Raw genomic sequence first — 3,861 nt, 5'->3', positions numbered from 1 at the left:
AAACCGGGGCACATGGCGGGGTTGTCTCTTCAGAACCACACAGTGGACGCGAACACAGCAAACAACCAAAAAATGTGTTGATAAGTCATCGGCCATTAGTACCAGTCAGCTCCACACGTTGCCGTGCTTCCACATCTGGCCTATCAACCCAGTCATCTACTGGGGGCCTCTCACACAAAAGTGTATGGATATCTCATCTTGAAGCAGGCTTCCCGCTTAGATGCTTTCAGCGGTTATCCCTTCCCGACGTAGCCAACCAGCCATGCTCTTGGCAGAACAACTGGCACACCAGAGGTCAGTCCATCCCGGTCCTCTCGTACTAGGGACAGGACTTCTCAAATATCCAACGCGCGCAGCGGATAGGGACCGAACTGTCTCACGACGTTCTAAACCCAGCTCGCGTACCGCTTTAATAGGCGAACAGCCTAACCCTTGGGACCAACTCCAGCCCCAGGATGCGACGAGCCGACATCGAGGTGCCAAACCATGCCGTCGATATGAGCTCTTGGGCAAGATCAGCCTGTTATCCCCGGGGTACCTTTTATCCGTTGAGCGACACCCATTCCACAATGAGGTGCCGGATCACTAGTTCCTGCTTTCGCACCTGCCCGACATGTCTGTCTCGCAGTCAAGCTCCCTTGTGCACTTACACTCAACACCTGATTGCCAACCAGGCTGAGGGAACCTTTGAGCGCCTCCGTTACTCTTTAGGAGGCAACCGCCCCAGTTAAACTACCCATCAGACACTGTCCCTGATCCGGATCACGGACCGAGGTTAGGAATCCAGAACGACCAGAGTGGTATTTCAACAATGACTCCACACTCACTGGCGTGAATGCTTCCCAGTCTCCCACCTATCCTACACAAGCCGTCCCGAACACCAATATCAAACTGTAGTAAAGGTCCCGGGGTCTTTCCGTCCTGCTGCGCGTAACGAGCATCTTTACTCGTAATGCAATTTCGCCGAGTTCGCGGTTGAGACAGTGGAGAAGTCGTTACGCCATTCGTGCAGGTCGGAACTTACCCGACAAGGAATTTCGCTACCTTAGGATGGTTATAGTTACCACCGCCGTTTACTGGGGCTTAAATTCTCAGCTTCGATCCGAAGATCTAACCGGTCCTCTTAACCTTCCAGCACCGGGCAGGCGTCAGTCCGTATACAGCGTTTTACAACTTCGCACGGACCTGTGTTTTTAGTAAACAGTCGCTTCTCCCTGGTCTCTGCGGCCCTCAAGGCTCTCACCTCTCGGGCCCCCCTTCTCCCGAAGTTACGGGGGCATTTTGCCGAGTTCCTTAACCACGATTCTCTCGAACGCCTCGGTATTCTCTACCTGATCACCTGAGTCGGTTTCGGGTACGGGCGACCGTATTCGTCACGCCGGAACTTTTCTAGGCAGTACAGGATCACTCACCTTCGCCCCTACGGGATCCCCATCACGTCTCACCCAATACGGCACCGCATTACCGGTGCTCGGGCTGCTCGTTTGGACGGACTATTCCATTAAGTCCGCGGAAGCTACCTCTCTGCGTCATCCCCTGCGCTGACCTACTACAGCCTTGGTTCCCAGCCTCATCATCAGCCACACCCCGAAGGGCATGGCGACAGCTCGGGTGGTTAGCATCAGCTGCCTCGGTATGGGTCCTCCTACGATCGGTTCGGGAATATCAACCCGATGTCCATCGACTACGCCTGTCGGCCTCGCCTTAGGTCCCGACTAACCCAGGGCGGATAAACCTGGCCCTGGAACCCTTGATCAATCGGCGGACGGGTTTCTCACCCGTCTTTCGCTACTCATGCCTGCATTCTCACTCGTACAGCCTCCACCACTGGGTCACCCCGCGGCTTCGCAGTCTGTACGACGCTCCCCTACCCATCCAGACATACATCTGAATGACACAGCTTCGGCGGTGTGCTTGAGCCCCGCTAAATTGTCGGCGCAGAATCACTTGACCAGTGAGCTATTACGCACTCTTTCAAGGGTGGCTGCTTCTAAGCCAACCTCCTGGTTGTCTAAGCAACTCCACATCCTTTTCCACTTAGCACACGCTTAGGGGCCTTAGCTGATGTTCTGGGCTGTTTCCCTCTCGACCATGAAGCTTATCCCCCACAGTCTCACTGCTGCGCTCTCACGTACCGGCATTCGGAGTTTGGCTAAGGTCAGTAACCCGGTGGGGCCCATCGCCTATCCAGTGCTCTACCTCCGGCACGAAACACGCAACGCTGCACCTAAATGCATTTCGGGGAGAACCAGCTATCACGAAGTTTGATTGGCCTTTCACCCCTATCCACAGGTCATCCCCTCCATTTTCAACTGAAGTGGGTTCGCGCCTCCACGCGGTCTTACCCGCGCTTCACACTGCCCATGGATAGATCACTTCGCTTCGGGTCTAGAGCCGGCGACTGAACGCCCCGTTCAGACTCGCTTTCGCTACGGCTACCCCACACGGGTTAACCTCGCCACCGACCACTAACTCGCAGGCTCATTCTTCAAAAGGCACGCCGTCACCCCAAAAAGGCTCCGACGGCTTGTAGGCACACGGTTTCAGGTACTATTTCACTCCCCTCCCGGGGTGCTTTTCACCTTTCCCTCACGGTACTTGTCCGCTATCGGTCAAGAGGTAGTATTCAGGCTTACCAGGTGGTCCTGGCAGATTCACACCGGATTTCACGGGCCCGGTGCTACTCGGGAACAGCGTCACGCCGCATGCCAGTTTCGTCTACGGGGGTCACACCCTCTACGCCGTCGCACTCACCACGACTTCGACTACCAGCACACGTCCACGTCGGTCCGCCGGCAGACGGACCAGACACGTCCCACAACCCCTGACCTGCAACCCCTGCCGGGTATCACACAGACCAGGTTTAGCCTCCTCCGCTTTCGCTCGCCACTACTCACGGAATCACTATTTGTTTTCTCTTCCTGCGGGTACTGAGATGTTTCACTTCCCCGCGTTCCCTCCACACCACCTATACATTCAGTGGCGGGTACCGCGACATGACTCGCGGCGGGTTTCCCCATTCGGACATCCTCGGATCACAGTTCGGTTGTCAACTCCCCGAGGCTTTTCGCAGACTCCCACGTCCTTCGTCGGCTCCTCTTGCCAAGGCATCCACCGTGCGCCCTTAATAACTTAGGCAACACACAAAGACACAAAATCTTCAAAATTGCTTACAAGATGCTCGCGTCCACTATGTAGTTCTCAAGAAACAACCCCACACCGACACCCACAGCCACCACGGCCACAAGCATCAGGGAGGACCAGCCACACACCCCCGGCACCCCGGACCCCGAAGGACCCGGACCGGAGGCCGCGTGCAGCCTCACAACCCAATAGCGTGTCTCCACCTCGAACCACCCCGCAAGCCACGCTCCAGAACCCCGAAGGGAACGTACCAGCGACTCACACGATGATGAAGTGCCCATTCGTTGATGTTCCACCCTTGAGCAACCACCCCCACCACACTCGGGCGAGAAGATGGCCACCAATTACTGGTGATGCTCCTTAGAAAGGAGGTGATCCAGCCGCACCTTCCGGTACGGCTACCTTGTTACGACTTAGTCCCAATCACCGATCCCACCTTCGACGGCTCCCTCACAAGGATGGGCCACCGGCTTCGGGTGTTACCGACTTTCGTGACTTGACGGGCGGTGTGTACAAGGCCCGGGAACGTATTCACCGCAGCGTTGCTGATCTGCGATTACTAGCGACTCCGACTTCATGGGGTCGAGTTGCAGACCCCAATCCGAACTGAGGCCGGCTTTTTGGGATTCGCTCCACCTCACAGCTTCGCAACCCATTGTACCGACCATTGTAGCATGCTTGAAGCCCAAGACATAAGGGGCATGATGATTTGACGTC

2 rRNA genes are annotated in these 3,861 nt (G+C 56.2%); both read right to left on the bottom strand.

What is annotated here, in order from left to right:
• Positions 1–76: 76 nt before the first annotated feature.
• A 23S ribosomal RNA gene (locus ACFQRJ_RS00010) occupies positions 77–3,139 on the bottom strand.
• A 369-nt stretch (positions 3,140–3,508) separates the two neighbouring features.
• Positions 3,509–3,861: ribosomal RNA gene (locus ACFQRJ_RS00005) — 16S ribosomal RNA — on the bottom strand; the annotation flags it as partial.

The organism is Brachybacterium sp. GCM10030252 (assembly GCF_042666535.1).
In the GTDB taxonomy this organism is placed as follows: domain Bacteria; phylum Actinomycetota; class Actinomycetes; order Actinomycetales; family Dermabacteraceae; genus Brachybacterium.
Note: the sequence above shows the minus strand (reverse complement) of the source record. Positions and strands in the feature narration are given on the sequence as shown.